Raw genomic sequence first — 16,621 nt, 5'->3', positions numbered from 1 at the left:
GGTGGACTTCCGGTGCAGAGGTGTCGCCCAGAAACGCAATGCGGCGCCGCCCGAGGTTCAGGAGGTGCGCCGTCGCCCGCGCGCCGCCGCGCAGATTGTCGGAACCGATCGAGCAGTATTTTTGCCCGGGCAGGTCCGCGCCCCAGACGACAAATCGGGTTTCCGTTTCGGCGAGCAGGTTCAACCGGTCATGCAGCAGCCGCTGGCCAAGGAAAACGACTCCGTCAGCCCGGTTTGCGGTCATCAGGATCGAGAGGTCTTCGACATTGTCTGGCATCAGGTGCGAAATCAGCACATCGCAGCCCAGTCCACGGGCGGCATCGGCGATGCCGCCGATGAAATCCTGCACGAAGGGGTGAAGTGGAGAGTCCTGCCGGCCCTCGGCCACGGGGATGACCACGGCAATCGTCGCCGCCGCGCTGGACAGGAGCGCGGGCATCGACGGGCGGAAATGGTAGTTGTGCTCGCGCGCGAGCTTCCACACGCGCCGCTTCGTCTCTTCATTGACGGCCGGGCTGTTGTTCAGGGCGCGGGAGACGGTGGCAATCGAGACGCCCGCGATGGAGGCGAGGTCCTCGAGCCGGGTCCGGCTGGACATTGCTGGCGAACTCCCCCATAGTCATTACAACGTTGTCAATTGCCGTCGGCGCAGCTTTCTGTGCGCACTATAGCTGGTGTAAGAATTTGCAACACTCCTTTGCGCAGGCTGAGCTGCTCATGAGCGTTCGGCTTTTATTGAATAAAAACAAAACTCTTGAAGCGGTCCGTTCCGTGGCCGGAAAGGGAGGCTGAATTGGCCAAGTTCGTACCCGTCGAGCCCTTCGACATTGTCATCTTCGGCGGCACCGGGGACCTCTCCCGGCGCAAGTTGTTGCCCGCGCTATGGCACCGCTGGCTCGACGGCCAGATCCTGCCGACCAGCGCGATTATCGGTACGGCCCGCTCCGAGATGGACAGCGCCGCCTACCGGCAGTTGGCGCGGGAAGCCTGCGAAAAGGCTTCCGGGGAGAATTGGGACGCGAAGGCCTGGGCACAGTTCGAGAAGATCGTTCATTACGTGACCATCGATGCGACCAAACCCGACGCCGACTGGCCGGCGCTGCGCAAGCTGCTGACCATCGACGCCAAACGCCCCCTTGTCTTCTACCTCGCGACCTCGCCCCATCTTTATGTCGACATCTGCCGCGCCATCGGCATCGCTGACCTGGCCGACGAGCCGGCCCGGGTGGTTCTGGAGAAGCCTATTGGGACGGACCTTGAATCGGCCCGGGCGATCAATGACGGAGTAGGCGAAGTTTTTGCCGAGCGGCAGGTGTTCCGCATCGACCATTACCTCGGCAAGGAAACGGTGCAGAACCTGATGGTGCTGCGCTTTGCCAACATGCTGTTCGAGCCGCTCTGGTCGCATAACTATATCGACCATGTGCAGATCACCGTCGCCGAGAATCTCGGCCTCGAGGGGCGGGCGGAGTACTATGACCGTTCCGGCGCGTTGCGCGATATGGTGCAGAACCATCTGTTGCAGCTCATGTGCCTGACTGCGATGGAGCCGCCCAACGACATGGGCGATGACGATATCCGCACCGAAAAGATCAAGGTGTTGAACGCCATCGGCGCGATCCAGGCGGACAATGTGCGGAAACAGACCGTTCGCGGACAATATGCCTCCGGTCTGCAGGACGGTAAGCCCGTGAAAGGTTATCTGGAGGAGCTTTCGTCGTCCAAAGGCAGCAAAACGGAAACCTTCGTCGCGGTGAAGGCGGAGGTGCGCAACTGGCGCTGGGCGGGCGTGCCGTTCTACCTGCGCACGGGCAAGCGCATGTCGGCGCGTCATTCGGATATCGTGATCCAGTTCAAGCCGGCGCCACACAACATTTTCGGGCAAGGCGTGGAGAGTGTGAACCGACTGGTGATCCGACTGCAGCCGGACGAGGCCGTGCGCCTGTTCGTGCAGATCAAGGAGCCGGGCCCCGGCGGCCTGCGCGTCAAGTCGCTGCCGCTCAACCTCTCCTATGCGAAAAGTTTCACGCTGCGCTATCCGGATGCCTATGAGCGCCTCCTGATGGACATCGTACGCGGCAACCTCTCGCTGTTCATGCGGCGCGACGAAGTCGAGGCAGCGTGGCGCTGGGTGGACGGGCTGATCGAGGCCTGGGAGGCGAGCGGCTATGATCCTGAAACCTATGCGGCGGGCACGGATGGCCCGCTGTCGGCGGCAATGATGATGGACCGCGACGGGCGCAGCTGGTGGAAGGAAGTTTAGGCTCGATGACGCTGAGCGTCACCTTGTTCGATACCCGGGCAGCGGCGTCGGAAGCCGCCGCCGCACTGATCGCGACGGCGCTGGAGGCCGACCTTGCGGCGGAGGGCTCCGCGAGCTTGATGGTCTCCGGCGGTAGTACGCCGAAAAGGTTGTTCGGCCTGCTTTCCCATGCTGATCTTGATTGGCCGCACGTGACGGTGGGCCTCGTGGATGACCGCTGGGTTGCGCCTGATCATCCGGACTCGAACGAAAAACTTGTGCGTACACTGCTGCTGCAGAACAAGGCTGCCGGCGCAAACTTCCTGCCGTTGAAGACAAGTGCCGCACGCCCCCAGGAGGCGGAGGCGGACCGTGGGGCTGCCTATGCGCCTTATTGCACGGCGGTGAGCTTCGTATTGCTCGGCATGGGCGGAGACGGGCACACGGCCAGCTGGTTTCCCGGCATGGATGGCCTGGCCAGGATCGTGTCGCCGGATGAGACGCGTTGCGTGGCGGCAGTAGAAGCGTCGCAGGCCGTCCAACCCCTTCGGATGACGCTGACCGGGCCGGCCGTGTATGCGGCGAAACAGGCGCTGCTTCTTGTATTCGGCGAGGAAAAGCGCAGCATGCTGCGATCTGCACCGGAGGCAGACCCGATGGTTTGCCCGGTGCGCTTTGCCATTGACGGCCTTGGCCGCAGGCTTTCTGTCTATTGGGCTCCATGATGACCACTAAACTGCACCCCGTCGTAGAAGCCGTCACCGCGCGGATCGAAGAACGCTCGAAGGAGTCCCGCGCGGCCTATCTCGAGATGATCCGCTCACGCAGGCCCGGCTCCTTTGCGCGCTCGCGGCTCACAGAGGGCAATCTTGCGCACCAGTCCGCCGGCTGCGCGGTGATGGAGAAAACGCAGATCCTCGGCGCGGGCTGGCCGGTGATTGGGGTCATCACGTCCTATAACGACATGCTGTCGGCCCATGCGCCGTTCGAGCATTTCCCACAGATGATCCGCGAAGCGGCACGCGAGGTGCACGCCGTGGCACAGATCGCTGGCGGCGTGCCTGCGATGTGTGACGGTGTCACGCAAGGCCAGGAAGGGATGGAGCTGTCGCTCTTCTCGCGCGATGTAATCGCGATGGCGTCGGCGGTTGGGCTTTCGCACGACACGTTCGATGCGGCGCTGCATCTTGGCGTGTGCGACAAGATCGTGCCTGGCCTCGTGATTGCTGCTTTGCGTTTCGGCTGGCTGCCGTCTGTGTTTGTGCCCGCCGGGCCGATGCCATCCGGCCTGTCAAACCCCGAGAAGGTCCGTGTCCGGCAATTGTTTGCGGAAGGAAAGGTCGGCCGCGAGGCGTTGCTGAAGGCGGAGGCGGAAAGCTATCACAGTCAGGGCACCTGCACCTTCTATGGCACAGCCAACTCCAACCAGATGCTTATGGAAGTGATGGGCCTTCACCTGCCGGGCGCGGCCTTCCCGAACCCGGGCACACCGCTGCGCGCGGCGCTGACAAGGGCGGCGACGCACCGCGCGGCGGCTATAACGGCGCAGGGAAAAATGTATCTGCCGGCGGGCGAGCTGATTGATGCGCGCGCCATCGTCAACGGCATCGTCGGCTTGATGGCAACCGGCGGCTCTACGAACCATGCACTACACATTCCGGCGATGGCAGCGGCGGCCGGGCTTTCGGTGACGCTTCAGGATTTTTCGGACCTTTCCGGCGCCACCCCGCTGCTGGCGCGGATTTACCCGAACGGCGCGGCGGACGTGAACCATTTCCATGCGGCCGGCGGGATGAGTCTCCTGATCTCGCAGCTCTTGTCTGCGGGCCTGCTGCATGGCGACGCACAGGGCGTGGCTGGGCCGATCTCCGCCTATGCCCAGGAACCGGTTGTGCTGGACGACAAGCTCATCTGGCGTCCAGGTCCTTTGGTGAGTGGCGACCTTGAGGTGCTGCGGCCTATCGATGCGCCGTTCGAGGCGGATGGCGGCTTGCGGCTGATCACCGGGCCGTTGGGAGATGGCGTCTCAAAGGTTTCGGCGGTGAAGGCATCTCATCGGTTCGTCGAGGCGCCCGCGATCGTGTTCGAGTCCCAGGACGCGCTGAAGGCCGCGTTCGAGGCGGGACAGCTGAACCGGGACTTCGTCGCGGTGGTGCGTTTCCAGGGCGCGGCGGCCAACGGCATGCCGGAGCTGCATGGGTTGACGCCGGTTCTGGGCGTTCTGCAGGACCGGGGCCACAAGGTGGCACTGGTGACGGATGGGCGGATGTCCGGCGCGAGCGGCAAGATACCGTCTGCGATCCATCTCAGCCCCGAAGCGGCGCATGGCGGGCCGATTGCCCGCGTGAAAGACGGCGACGTGATCCGGCTGGATACCGAGGCAGGGCGGCTGGACGTGCTGGTCGACCCGGCGGAGTTCGGTGCCCGTACGCCGGCGACCTTTCGGCCGAACCGGGCCCCGGCGGGGCTGGGCCGCGAAATGTTTGACCTCTTCCGCATGAATGTCGGCGCGGCGGCGACCGGCGCGAGCCCGTTCAACTTCCTCGGCATTCGGAGCTGAAGATGGATGAGGGGCTACTGGTCGGCGACGTCGGCGGCACCAATGCGCGTTTCGCTCTAGCGGTGCAGCGAGGTGAATGGCTGCGGATCGAACGGTTCGAGGTGCTATCGGGGGAGGGCTTTCCGGCCTTCAGCGACGCGCTGCGCCACTACCTGGATCAGACGGGCGTGCGAGCCGAGGCAGCGTGCATTGCCGTGGCCGGGCCGGTGCGGGACGGGCAGGTTCACCTGACGAACCGGGACTGGTGGATTTCAGAAAGCGGTATCCGGGAGTCGTTCGGGGTTTCGCGGGCGCTGCTGATCAATGACTTTGTGGCTATGGCGCGCGCGGTGCCTGAGCTGGAGCCTGAGGCGTTCGAGCTGATCTTCGACGGTGAGCCGGTCGGCATGGCGCCAGTCATCGTGGCAGGGCCGGGGACGGGGTTCGGCGTCTCGACACTGGTTCCGGAGGCAGACGGGCGCTGGCGCGTATTGGCAGGCGAGGGCGGGCATATTGCCTATGCACCGCGTACCGATCTGGAGCGCGAGCTCGCGTGCATCCTGTCGCGGGACCATGGCTACGTATCCAACGAACTGGTGGCGTCTGGTAGCGGCCTAGACGAGGTCCACGCCGCATTCTGCGAGATCTACGGCATTCCGGTGACCCGGCTGACGCCGGCGGAGATGCGGATACGGGCGGATGCGGGGGAAGCGATGTACCGGTCGCTGATCGAGGTGCGGGCGCTCGCAGTGATGGGGGCGGTCGGCGACCTCGTGCTGGCGAACGGCGCGCTTGGCGGTGTAGTGCTGGCGGGCGGGGTATCGGAGCGGATCGCGGATTTCCTGAAGGCCCCGGCAGCGCGCGAGCGATTCGTTCTGCGCGGGCCAATGAGCGATTACCTGCAGCGCTGTCCGGTTCGTTTGTTGCACGATCCGGTCGCGCCGCTGATCGGCGCCGCGGCTTATTTTCGCCAGCAGCATGCGGGTTGAAACGGTTGTGGGCCGGCGGCTTTCGCGTTGCGCGTGCGGCGAGGATTTGAGAGCCGTTCTCAGGTGGCGATCTCCGCTGGAAATGAGCTTGAAATACAAGGCGGTTTTTCAAGGCCCGCGATAATCTGCAGCGCCACTCCGTGACGCACTGACGCAACCTGGGTGCTCGCGATTTAGTAACCCCCGGCGATATACTGCGAAAGTCCGCTGGCGGTGGGCCTGTTCGTGTTGCGCAGGCGCGAAAACCGTCCTAATCGGGCGACCGTTGGCTCTGTACCTGGAGGTACCAAGCATGTCCGAAGTCGAACGCCTGGCCCTGGATTATCTCCCGGTCATTTTTTTCCTTGTGATCGGAGTCGTGATCTCCGGCCTGTTCGTCGTGGGGTCCGCCCTTCTGGCCCCGTCGAAGCCCGATCCCGAGAAGAATTCCGCTTACGAGTGCGGGTTCAACGCGTTCGATGACGCGCGGATGAAGTTTGACGTGCGCTTCTACCTCGTCGCCATCCTGTTCATCATTTTCGACCTTGAAGTTGCGTTCCTGTTTCCCTGGGCGGTCAGCCTCGGCGAGATTGGCGTCCTGGGCTTCTGGTCCATGGTCGGCTTCCTGGGCGTGCTGACCATCGGGTTCATCTATGAGTGGCGCCGCGGCGCGCTGGAGTGGGAATAATGGCCGACTCTTCGCACAAACCCTATGCCCTGAGCGGCGCCCGGGCAGGCACTGAGGGCTACAAGCCCGGCAATGACGACCCGTTCTATACCGGCCTGTCCGACCAGCTGGCTGACAAGGGCTATTTCACGGCCGCGGCCGACGACCTGATAACCTGGGCACGCACCGGTTCGCTGATGTGGATGACTTTCGGACTGGCCTGCTGCGCGGTCGAGATGATGCACGCCGGCAACCCGCGTTACGACCTCGAGCGCTTCGGCATGGCGCCCCGCGGGTCGCCTCGCCAGTCGGATGTGATGATCGTCGCCGGTACACTGACCAACAAGATGGCCCCGGCGCTGCGCAAGGTCTACGATCAGATGCCGGAGCCGCGTTATGTGATCTCCATGGGCTCGTGCGCCAATGGCGGCGGGTATTACCATTACAGTTACAGCGTTGTGCGCGGGTGCGACCGGATTGTGCCGGTTGACATCTACATTCCCGGGTGCCCGCCCACCGCTGAAGCGCTCGTGTACGGCTTCCTGCAACTGCAGAAGAAGATCCGCCGCGAAGGCTCGATTGAACGGTAGGGCAGGCAGATGAACATCGAGAACCTTGTCGATCTCGCCGCCCATATCGAGAGCCGGATGCCGGACGCTGTGCGCTCGACGCAGATCGTCGTCGGCGAACTGACCATCCTTGCGGAACGCGACCATATCGTCGCGCTGCTGCGCTTCCTGCGCGACGACCAGCAGTGCAATTTCGAGACCTTCATCGACCTGTGCGGTGTAGACTATCCGGAGCGCACTGAGCGTTTCGAGGTGGTCTATCATCTCCTGTCAATGCGCATGAACAATCGCATCCGCGTGCGCATCCGCGCCGACGAGGAAACGCCGGTAGCCAGCTGCGTTCCGGTCTGGCCGGCGGCCAACTGGTTCGAGCGCGAGGCGTTCGACATGTACGGCATACAGTTTTCCGATCACCCTGACCTGCGCCGCATCCTGACGGATTATGGCTTCGAGGGTTTCCCGCTTCGCAAGGACTTCCCGCTCACCGGCAATTACGAGGTTCGCTATGACGACCTTGAGAAGCGCGTGATCTATGAGCCGGTGAAGCTGGTTCAAGAATATCGCAACTTTGATTTCCTCTCGCCCTGGGAGGGAATGACGTCCGAAATTCCGGGCGATGAGAAAGCTGGCAGAGGCGTCTGAGACCATGGCCGACACAGCCCACCTCATTGAAGAAGACGACCGCAAGTTCACACTGAACTTCGGGCCCCAGCACCCGGCAGCACACGGTGTGCTTCGGATGATCATGGATCTCGACGGCGAAGTCGTGACCCGGATCGACAGCCATATCGGCCTGCTGCACCGCGGCACCGAGAAGCTTCTGGAATACAAGACCTATCTCCAAGGCTTGCCGTATTTCGACCGGCTGGATTACTGCTCGCCTATGAACCAGGAGCATGCCTGGTGTCTCGCGATCGAGAAGTTGATCGGCATCGAGGTTCCGCGCCGCGCCAGCCTGATCCGCGTTATGTTCTCCGAAATCGGCCGGATCATGTCGCACATACTCAACGTGACGACGCAGGCGATGGATGTTGGCGCGCTCACCCCGATTACCTGGGGCTTCGAGGAGCGCGAAAAGCTTTGCGTGTTCTACGAGCGTGCGTCCGGCAGCCGGATGCACGCGGCCTATTTCCGTCCGGGCGGCGTGCACCAAGACCTGCCACCGAAACTGATCGACGATATTGCAGCGTGGGCGGAGCAATTCCCGGAAAAAATGGCCCGGATCGAGGACCTGATCACCGAGAACCGCATCTTCAAGCAGCGCAACGTAGATATCGGCGTGGTTGATCAGCGTACGATCATGGATTGGGGTTTCACCGGCGTGATGGTGCGCGGCACTGGCCTCGCCTGGGATCTGCGCCGCTCGCAGCCTTACGAGTGCTATTCGGAACTCGACTTCAGGATTCCGGTGGGCAAGCACGGCGACAATTACGACCGCTATGTCTGCCGGATGGAGGAGATGAAGGAGTCGACCAAGATCATCCAGCAGTGCATCGCACTGATGGCGAAGGAAGGCCCTGGCCCCGTGCTGCTGGCCGGCAGCAAGCTGTCGCCCCCGCGCCGCGCGGACATGAAGAACTCGATGGAAGCGCTGATTCATCACTTCAAGCTGTACACGGAAGGTTTCCACGTTCCTGCCGGAGAATGTTACGCCGCCATCGAGGCGCCAAAGGGCGAGTTCGGTGTCTATCTTGTCGCTGACGGCACGAACCGTCCGTACCGCGCAAAGATCCGCGCGCCGGGCTTCCCGCATCTGCAGGCCATGGATCACCTGTCCAAAGGCCACATGCTCGCTGACGTATCAGCAATCCTCGGATCGCTCGACATCGTGTTTGGGGAGGTGGACCGGTGAGTGCTTCCGCAGAACTCGTCCAGCGCCAGCTCGACGCCTACAACACACAGAATATTGATGCCTTCCTCGCATGCTATGCAGAAGACGCCGTCCTGGCGGGCTTCAATGGCGATATAACGCATCAGGGCCTGGCGGCGATCCGCAAGCGGCACGAAGCCCTTTTTTACGAGTTCCCGAAGAACCACGCGAAACTCGCCAACCGGATCGATCTCGGCTCAATCGTGATTGACCATGAGCAGGTCGAGCGCTCGCCGGGCGGTGACCGGTTCGAGGTGGCGGCGATCTATACGATCAAGGGCGGCAAGATTGCCCGTGTCGACTTTGCGCGCGCGGGAGCTGTCTGATGGCCGTACTGCCAGAGCAACGCCTTTCGATCATCACGCTCGGGGTAAAAGACCTTGCGGCGATGGTTCGATTTTATACGGACGTTCTCGGTTTTGAGGACCGGGGCGTGAAGGGCGAAGTAGCCTTCTTCAATGCCGGTGGCATGGCGCTGGGCCTCTGGGACGAGAGCAAGCTGGCGAAGGATGCCGGTATGGAGCCGGACCGCAAAGGCGAGTTCCGCGGCTTTGCGCTGGCGTTCAACGCGCGCTCGGTTGAAGAAGTTGACTTGATTTTCGACCGTCTCAGCAAGGCCAGCGTGCGCATTCCCAAGGCGCCGCACAAGACTTACTGGGGCGGGTATTCCGGTTATTTTGCAGACCCTGAGGGCAACGCCTGGGAAGTGGCGTTCAATCCCTTCTGGCCGATGGATGAGGCAGGGCGCGTGACCGTGCCCGCCCCGAAGGAGCGATAGATGGCCTTGCGCCGGTTTGACATCGAGGCAGGCGGCGACCGCTTTGCCTTCAAGCCCGAGACTGAAGAGAAGATCGCGTTCTGGCGCGGCAAATATCCGGCAGACAAGCAACGCTCGGCGGTGATCCCGCTGCTGTGGCTGGCGCAAAAGGACAATGCCGGCTGGCTATCTGAGCCGGCGATGCGCGAAGTCGCGGACCGGCTGGAGATGCCGTACATTCGCGTTTACGAAGTCGCGACCTTTTACACGATGTTCCGCCTGCAACCGGTCGGCAAACACCATGTTCAGCTGTGTGGGACGACGCCCTGCCAGCTGCGCGGCTCTGAAGGCCTGAAAGAGGTCTGCAAGAAGGAAATCGGCAAGCCGATGTACGTCACCGACGATCAGCGGCTGTCTTGGGAAGAGGTCGAGTGCCTGGGCGCGTGCGTGAATGCCCCGATGGTTCAGATCAATGACGACTACTACGAAGACCTGACGCCGGAGAGCCTTTCGGCCATCCTGGGCCGCTTGCGCAATGGTGTGGATGTGGCGCCGGGGCCGCAGATCGACCGCGTGAACAGCGCGCCGGAAGGCGGCACAACCGTGCTCACCGAGCCATCGTTGTTCGATGGCAGCCGCAACAAGGTCGCCGCGTTGCCGAACCTGCCTCAGCCGCCTGCTCCCCAACCGACACCGGAAGCGACCGGTAAGCCAGAGGTTAAAGGCCCGACCAACGTGCACCGCGAGGAGCCGGCGAAGGTCAATGACAGGGCGGAACCGGTTAAGCCGGAAGAGGCCCGCGCCAGTGCGTTCGACGACCTGAAGCGGATCAATGGCGTTGGCCCGAAATACGAGCAGATGCTCAACGATATGGGCGTTACTCAGTATGCGCACATGGCGGCATGGAGCCAGGCGAAGGTCGACGAGGTCGAGAAACTGCTCGGCTTCAATGACCGGATCGACCGCGAGAAATGGGTCGCGCAGGCGCAGTTGCTGGCGGCCGGGAAGTTTGACGAACACGACCGCGAGTATGGCCGGGGGAAAGACTGATGTTGCAGGACAAGGACCGGATCTTCACGAACCTGTACGGCCTGCATTCGCCGGACCTTGAAGCCGCGAAGAGGCGCGGCGCGTGGCATCTGACGAAAGAGATGCTCGACCTCGGGCCCGATTGGCTGTGCGACCAGATCAAGGCGTCCGGCCTGCGTGGGCGCGGCGGCGCCGGCTTTCCGACCGGCCTCAAGTGGACCTTCATGCCTAAGGAAGTGCGCGACCGTCCTCACTATCTTGTCGTCAACGCCGACGAGTCCGAGCCCGGCACGTGCAAGGACCGCGAGATTATGCGCCATGATCCGCACCTCCTCATCGAGGGCTGCATGGTCGCGAGCCGCGCGATGCGGGCGCACAAGTGCTATGTCTATATCCGCGGCGAATACATCGCGGAGCGCCATGCGCTCGAGAAGGCGGTGAGGGAAGCTTATGAAGCCAAACTGATCGGCCAGAACAACGTCAATGGTTGGGACTTCGACCTCTACGTCCACCACGGCGCCGGCGCGTATATCTGCGGTGAGGAAACTGCGCTGCTCGAGAGCCTTGAAGGCAAGAAGGGTCAGCCGCGGCTGAAGCCGCCGTTCCCGGCGAATGCCGGCCTTTATGGCTGCCCGACGACTGTAAACAACGTGGAATCAATTGCGGTTGTGCCGACCATCCTGCGGCGGGGCGCGCAGTGGTTTGCGGGCTTCGGCCGCCCGAACAATGCGGGCACGAAGCTGTTCTGCATCTCCGGCCACGTGAACAAGCCGTGTAACGTGGAAGAAGAAATGTCGATTACGTTCCGTGAACTGATCGAAACGCATTGCGGCGGCATCCGTGGTGGCTGGGAAAACCTCAAGGCCGTGATCCCGGGCGGTTCGTCGGTGCCGATGGTGCCGGCCGAGCAGATCATGGACGCGTACATGGACTTCGACACGCTGCGCGACCTGAAGTCCGGTCTCGGCACGGCGGCCGTGATCGTGATGGACAAGCAGACCGACCTGATCAAGGCGATCGCGCGCCTCGCCTACTTTTACAAGCACGAGAGCTGCGGCCAGTGCACGCCGTGCCGTGAAGGCACAGGCTGGATGTGGCGGGTGCTCGAGCGGATGGTGAAGGGTGAAGCCACGCATGACGAGATCGACACGCTGCTGGAAGTGACCAAGCAGGTGGAAGGCCACACGATCTGCGCGCTCGGCGACGCAGCGGCCTGGCCGATTCAGGGCCTGATCCGCCACTTCCGCCATGAAATCGAAGAACGCATCAATCGCTACCGTCAGCCCCGCGCCTTTGTGCAGGGCTCCGTGATCGCGGCGGAGTAGGGCCATGTCCGACACCTTCAAACTGAATATCGACGGCCAGGAAGTCGAGGTTCCGAAGTCCTACACGCTGATGCAGGCGTGCGAGGAAGTGGGCGCCGAGATTCCGCGGTTCTGCTACCATGAGCGCCTGTCCGTGGCGGGCAATTGCCGGATGTGCCTCGTCGAGTGGGAAGGCGCGCCGAAGCCGATTGCGTCGTGTGCGGAGATTGTCGGCAACATGCGTCCGAACAAGGACGGATCGGCGCCGATCATCCGCACAAAGGGTGCATATGTCGAAAAAGCCCGCAATGGCGTGATGGAATTCCTGCTGATCAACCACCCGCTGGATTGCCCGATCTGTGACCAGGGCGGCGAGTGCGACCTGCAGGACCAGGCGGTCGCCTATGGCCGCGCTGACAGCCGCTATGACGAGAACAAGCGCGCGGTCGAAGACAAGAACATGGGTCCGCTCGTCAAGACGATCATGACGCGCTGCATCCAGTGCACGCGCTGCGTGCGCTTCGTGGCAGAGGTCGCGGGCGTCGAAGAGATCGGCATGATCTCGCGCGGCGAGAGCGCAGAGATAACGACCTATCTCGAGAAGTCGCTGACGTCGGAACTCTCCGGCAACGTAATCGATCTTTGCCCGGTCGGCGCGCTGACCTCGAAGCCGTACGCCTTCAACGCGCGCCCCTGGGAGCTGCGCAAGACGTCGTCCATCGACGTGATGGACGCTATGGGCGCGGCGATCCGGGTTGATGCGAAAGGGGACGCGGTGATGCGTATCCTTCCCGAAACGAGCGAAGATGTGAACGAAGAGTGGCTGTCGGACAAATCCCGCTTCGTGTGGGATGGTCTCGCGCGCCAGCGCCTTGACCGGCCGTACGTGCGCCAGAACGGCAAGTTGCATGCGGTCACTTGGCCGGAAGCACTGGACGCCGTGAAGGCCGCGCTGTCGGTGAATGCTGACGAGATCGGCGTTGTCGCCGGTGACCTGATTGAGGCTGAGCAGGCGAAGGCCGCGCTCGATTTCTTCAGCGGTCTTGGCGTGAAGAGCACCGACTGCCGTCCGGCAGGCGCGCAGTACGGCACAAGCGGCGTGCGCGAGCATTACCTGCTGAATCCGACGCTGGCCGGCGTTGAGGAGTCCGACGCGCTTCTTTTGATCGGCGCAAACCCCCGCATCGAAGCGGCGGTGTGGAATGCGCGCATTCGCAAGTCCTGGCTTTGGGGCAACCTCAAGGTGGCCGTAATCGGTGAAGCGGCGGACTTGACCTACCCCTACGATCACCTCGGCACCTCGCCGGATGCGCTGACGTCGGCGGCGGTTGTAGAATTCTTCAAGGGCGCGAAGCGTCCGATGGTCGTGGTTGGCGAAGCGGCGGTGTGCCGCGCGGATGGCGCGGCGATCCTCGCGGCGGCGCTTAAGCTCGCGCAGGACACCGGTGCGATCGCCGAAGGCTGGGCGGGTTACGGCATGCTGCACACGGCCGCCGGCCGTGTGGGGGCGCTCGATCTTGGCTTTCTCCCTGCAGAGGGCGGCAAGGCAACGGCGGACATTCTCGGCAGCGGCCTGAAGACGGTCGTGCTCCTGGGCGCGGACGAAGTGGACCTGTCTAAGCTCGGCGCGGCGAAGGTCATCTATGTCGGCTCGCACGGCGATGCCGGAGCGTCCCGCGCAGATGTCGTTCTGCCTTGTGCGGCATATACGGAATTGTCGGCAACCTACGTCAACACCGAAGGCCGAGTGCAGATGACGACCCGGGCCGTGCAGCCGAAGGGCGAGGCCCGGGAGGGCTGGGCCATCTTCCGCGCGCTCTCGGCCGTCATGGGCAAGGCGCTTTCGTATGACACAGCCGACGACCTGCGCGCCGTCCTGCGCGGCAAGGCAGGCGAGAACACGCCATTCTCAGGCCGCGGCTATGCGCCGGGCGCGAAGGGGGTCGCAGCGCTTTCCGCGACGCTGCCGGCCGGCGGTGCCAGCCTCGGCAGCCAGCCCTTCAAGCGCGCCGTGGCTGACTTCTACCTGACTAATCCCATCGCCCGCGCCTCGCGCACGATGGCCGAGTGTTCTGCGCTGGCGACCAGCCTAGACACCGCAGTAGCAGCGGAGTAGGGCGGCGCCATGAGTAATGCCATCGAGTCTTTGGGCAGCTTCTGGGGGCCGCTTCTGGTGCTTGGCCAGATCGGCCTGTTCACGCTTGTGCTGCTGCTGTCGATTGCGTTCCTGTTGCTTCTGGACCGGAAGATCTGGGCCGGCGTGATGATGCGGAAGGGCCCGAACGTTGTGGGCCCGTTCGGCCTGCTTCAATCGTTCGCGGACTTCGGGAAATTCCTTCTGAAGGAAATCGTCATCCCGGCGGGCGCCAACAAGTTCGTCTTCATCTTCGCGCCGATCCTGACCTGTACGCTGGCCTTCGCGGCCTGGGCGGCGATCCCGGTGGCGCCGGGGACGCAACAGGGCACGACCTGGGTGATTTCGGACCTGAACGTCGGCGTGCTGTACCTTTTCGCAATCAGCTCGCTGGGCGTCTACGGCATCATCATGGGCGGCTGGGCATCCAACTCTAAATACCCGTTCCTCGGCGCGCTGCGCTCGGCGGCGCAGATGGTGTCCTACGAGGTCTCCATCGGATTCATCATCATCACCGTGATCCTGATGGTCGGGTCGATGAACCTTGCCGACATCGTGGCCAACCAGGATGGCGGTATCTGGAACTGGCACGCCTTTGCCTTCCAGAACTTCCCACTGATTATCGTCATGTTCCCGATGTTCGTGATGTTTTTCATCTCGGCGCTCGCAGAAACGAACCGCCCGCCCTTCGACCTTCCGGAAGCGGAATCCGAACTCGTCGCTGGCTACCAGGTCGAATACGGCTCCACGCCGTACCTCCTCTTCATGCTCGGGGAATATCTCAACATCGTGCTGATGTGCGCGATGATGACTATCCTGTTCCTCGGCGGCTGGCATGGGCCGGTCGCGCTGGGCGAGCAGTTTGCGACCGACTATGCGTTGCTGACCGCGTTGTCCGGCCTGTTCTGGTTCATGTTCAAGGTGTTCCTCTGCTTCTGCATGTTCGCCATGGTGAAGGCCATCGTGCCGCGTTACCGCTATGATCAGCTGATGCGCCTGGGCTGGAAGATTTTCCTGCCAACATCGCTTGCCGCAGTGGTGATCGTTGCCGGCTATGTTACCTACTTCGGAGTTCAGTCATGAGCCTCGGCCAAACCCTGCGCGGCGCGTTGCTGACGGATTTTGCGGGCGCCTTCTGGGTCGCGATCCGCGAGATGGTCCGCCGCAAGCCGACCGTGAACTACCCGTTTGAAAAGAACCCGCTGTCGCCGCGCTTTCGTGGTGAGCATGCGCTTCGCCGCTATCCGAGCGGCGAGGAGCGCTGCATTGCGTGCAAGCTTTGCGAAGCGATCTGCCCGGCGCAGGCCATCACCATCGAGGCCGAGCCGCGTGAGGACGGCGCCCGCCGCACGACGCGCTACGACATCGATATGGTGAAATGCATCTATTGCGGCTTCTGCCAGGAAGCCTGCCCGGTCGACGCCATCGTCGAGGGGCCGAACTTCGAGTTTGCTACGGAAACCCGTGAGGAGCTGTTCTATGACAAGGAACGCCTCCTTGCGAACGGCGACCGCTGGGAGCGGTTGATCGCAAAGAATCTTGAGCTGGACGCGCCGTACCGGTAGCGCGCCGAATTGGTAACAAAGACCGGCGGGCAGGGGCTTCACCGGAACAGAAAAAGGGGCGAGAAGGCAGTGGCACTGATCGCATTTGGATTGATCGCGGCCGTCGTGATCTTATCGGCAGTGTTCGTCATTGCCGCGCGGAACCCGGTGCATTCGGTGCTCTGGCTAATCTTGGCCTTTTTCTCTTCGGCAGGACTGATGGTCCTGATCGGGGCCGAGTTCCTCGCGATGTTGCTGATCGTCGTCTATGTAGGCGCGGTCGCGGTGCTTTTCCTCTTTGTCGTGATGATGCTCGACGTGGACTTCGTCGAGCTGAAGCAGGGCAGCCTGGGCTACTGGCCGTTCGCTTTGCTGATTGGCGCGATCTTGATTGCCGAAATGGCGCTGGTTTGGGCTGCCAGCGGAGCCCTGACATTTGACAATTTCGATCCGTCGCCTGGCGCCGAGACGAATACCGAAGCCATCGGGGCGGTGATGTACACCCAGTACCTGCTGCTGTTCCAGCTGGCCGGCGTGATCCTGCTGGTCGCCATGATCGGCGCAATCGTTCTGACGCTGCGGCATCGTCCGAACGTCAAGCGCCAGGATGTCGGCAAGCAGACGGGGCGGCGCCGCTCGGATGCGATCGAAATGAAAGACCCGGCACCTGGGCAGGGGATCTGACATGACCGAACTGGGCATCCTCCACTTCCTGATCGTCTCCTCGGCGCTGTTCACCGTTGGCGTTGTCGGCATTTTCGTGAACCGCAAGAACGTCATCGTGATCCTGATGGCGCTCGAGCTGATCCTCCTGTCGGTCAACATCAACCTGGTCGCCTTCTCGGTCTTCACCGGGACGATCCAGGGCCAGATCTTCGCGATGCTGGTTCTGACTGTGGCGGCTGCCGAAGCGGCGGTCGGCCTCGCGATCCTCGTCGTCTACTTCCGGAACCGCCGCGACATCTCGGTTGAGAATGTCGACCTGATGAAAGGCTGAC

At 62.8% G+C, this 16,621-nt stretch carries 18 protein-coding genes; 17 read left to right on the top strand and 1 reads right to left on the bottom strand.

The annotated features are described in order from the left end of the window. The coding region (locus Q0C17_RS15950) for a LacI family DNA-binding transcriptional regulator (RefSeq protein ID WP_291208394.1) at positions 1-598 on the bottom strand (598 nt) is incomplete at its 3' end. Positions 599-793: 195 nt separating this feature from the next. Here Q0C17_RS15950 and zwf point away from each other — a divergent pair. The 17 genes from zwf (at position 794) to nuoK (ending at position 16,620) form a co-directional block, all read left to right on the top strand. After that, on the top strand, positions 794-2,263 hold the full coding sequence (gene zwf, locus Q0C17_RS15945) for a glucose-6-phosphate dehydrogenase (protein ID WP_291208391.1): 1,470 nt from the start codon (positions 794-796) through the stop codon (positions 2,261-2,263). 5 nt (positions 2,264-2,268) lie between these two features. Beyond that, a complete protein-coding gene (gene pgl, locus Q0C17_RS15940; RefSeq protein WP_291208388.1) occupies positions 2,269-2,967 on the top strand; it encodes a 6-phosphogluconolactonase in 699 nt (232 codons plus the stop codon). Further along, a complete protein-coding gene (gene edd / locus Q0C17_RS15935) occupies positions 2,967-4,802 on the top strand; it encodes a phosphogluconate dehydratase (RefSeq protein ID WP_291208386.1) in 1,836 nt (611 codons plus the stop codon). Before pgl ends, edd begins: the two co-directional genes overlap by 1 nt. Positions 4,803-4,804: 2 nt before the next feature. Further along, positions 4,805-5,770 carry a glucokinase gene (locus Q0C17_RS15930; RefSeq protein ID WP_291208383.1) on the top strand — a complete coding sequence of 322 codons (966 nt, stop codon included), beginning with the start codon at positions 4,805-4,807 and terminating at the stop codon, positions 5,768-5,770. 292 nt (positions 5,771-6,062) lie between these two features. After that, positions 6,063-6,437: an NADH-quinone oxidoreductase subunit A gene (locus Q0C17_RS15925; RefSeq protein WP_291208380.1), complete on the top strand. Its 375-nt coding sequence runs from the start codon at positions 6,063-6,065 to the stop codon at positions 6,435-6,437. Further along, the gene (locus tag Q0C17_RS15920; protein ID WP_291208377.1) at positions 6,437-7,006 is read left to right on the top strand and encodes an NADH-quinone oxidoreductase subunit B family protein; all 570 of its coding nucleotides are present in this window, start codon (positions 6,437-6,439) and stop codon (positions 7,004-7,006) included. The genes Q0C17_RS15925 and Q0C17_RS15920 overlap by 1 nt, the downstream gene beginning before the upstream one ends. A 9-nt stretch (positions 7,007-7,015) precedes the next feature. Further along, positions 7,016-7,627, top strand: a complete 612-nt coding sequence (locus tag Q0C17_RS15915; RefSeq protein WP_291208374.1) for an NADH-quinone oxidoreductase subunit C — start codon at positions 7,016-7,018, stop codon at positions 7,625-7,627. A gap of 4 nt (positions 7,628-7,631) precedes the next feature. Next, entirely contained in the window at positions 7,632-8,837 is a 1,206-nt protein-coding gene (locus Q0C17_RS15910; RefSeq protein WP_291208368.1) for an NADH-quinone oxidoreductase subunit D, read from the top strand. After that, entirely contained in the window at positions 8,834-9,181 is a 348-nt protein-coding gene (locus Q0C17_RS15905; RefSeq protein WP_291208364.1) for an SgcJ/EcaC family oxidoreductase, read from the top strand. The genes Q0C17_RS15910 and Q0C17_RS15905 overlap by 4 nt, the downstream gene beginning before the upstream one ends. After that, on the top strand, positions 9,181-9,633 hold the full coding sequence (locus Q0C17_RS15900; RefSeq protein WP_291208361.1) for a VOC family protein: 453 nt from the start codon (positions 9,181-9,183) through the stop codon (positions 9,631-9,633). The genes Q0C17_RS15905 and Q0C17_RS15900 overlap by 1 nt, the downstream gene beginning before the upstream one ends. Next, entirely contained in the window at positions 9,634-10,662 is a 1,029-nt protein-coding gene (gene nuoE / locus Q0C17_RS15895) for an NADH-quinone oxidoreductase subunit NuoE (protein ID WP_291208358.1), read from the top strand. Then, complete coding sequence (gene nuoF, locus Q0C17_RS15890) at positions 10,662-11,966, top strand: NADH-quinone oxidoreductase subunit NuoF (protein WP_291208355.1); 1,305 nt, start codon at positions 10,662-10,664, stop codon at positions 11,964-11,966. Before nuoE ends, nuoF begins: the two co-directional genes overlap by 1 nt. 4 nt (positions 11,967-11,970) lie before the next feature. Then, complete coding sequence (nuoG, locus tag Q0C17_RS15885) at positions 11,971-14,061, top strand: NADH-quinone oxidoreductase subunit NuoG (RefSeq protein ID WP_291208352.1); 2,091 nt, start codon at positions 11,971-11,973, stop codon at positions 14,059-14,061. 9 nt (positions 14,062-14,070) lie between these two features. Continuing rightward, complete coding sequence (nuoH, locus tag Q0C17_RS15880; RefSeq protein WP_291208349.1) at positions 14,071-15,162, top strand: NADH-quinone oxidoreductase subunit NuoH; 1,092 nt, start codon at positions 14,071-14,073, stop codon at positions 15,160-15,162. Next, complete coding sequence (nuoI, locus tag Q0C17_RS15875) at positions 15,159-15,644, top strand: NADH-quinone oxidoreductase subunit NuoI (protein ID WP_291208346.1); 486 nt, start codon at positions 15,159-15,161, stop codon at positions 15,642-15,644. The genes nuoH and nuoI overlap by 4 nt, the downstream gene beginning before the upstream one ends. Before the next feature lie 69 nt (positions 15,645-15,713). Then, positions 15,714-16,307: an NADH-quinone oxidoreductase subunit J gene (locus Q0C17_RS15870; RefSeq protein WP_291208343.1), complete on the top strand. Its 594-nt coding sequence runs from the start codon at positions 15,714-15,716 to the stop codon at positions 16,305-16,307. Position 16,308: 1 nt separating this feature from the next. Further along, the gene (gene nuoK, locus Q0C17_RS15865) at positions 16,309-16,620 is read left to right on the top strand and encodes an NADH-quinone oxidoreductase subunit NuoK (protein ID WP_291208340.1); all 312 of its coding nucleotides are present in this window, start codon (positions 16,309-16,311) and stop codon (positions 16,618-16,620) included. Position 16,621: the final 1 nt, after the last annotated feature.

This window comes from Hyphomonas sp., assembly GCF_022844445.1.
Classification (GTDB): Bacteria; Pseudomonadota; Alphaproteobacteria; order Caulobacterales; family Hyphomonadaceae; genus Hyphomonas.
This window is presented reverse-complemented; position numbering and strand designations above follow the sequence as displayed.